At 52.6% G+C, this 266-nt stretch carries 1 protein-coding gene; it reads right to left on the minus strand.

What is annotated here, in order from left to right:
- Positions 1–266 (minus strand): hypothetical protein (locus VJI94_RS08445; RefSeq protein WP_324009041.1); only part of this gene is annotated, 266 nt, incomplete at both ends.

Raw genomic sequence — 266 nt, forward strand, 5'->3', positions numbered from 1 at the left:
GCGCAGTTCATATAGCGTCTGGATGCTATAGGCATCAAAGCCTACATCACGCTTTGTCCCGTCGCTATACGAAGAGGCTTTCACTACTCGGATGCATCGAGGCTTAATGTCCTTGAGGAGCATTCCTGCAACGCTCAGACCACCACGTGCGACGACTAGCACCGTATCGATGCCTGCGGTAACTAGGCTCTTTTCGAGCCTAGCACACATCTCCTCGCATTCGGCCCAGGAAAGAGCCCCAAAATTATACCCGGATTCCATCGAAG

The sequence above is a fragment of the Parvimonas sp. D9 genome (genome assembly GCF_035282565.1).
GTDB lineage: Bacteria > Bacillota > Clostridia > Tissierellales > Peptoniphilaceae > Parvimonas > Parvimonas micra.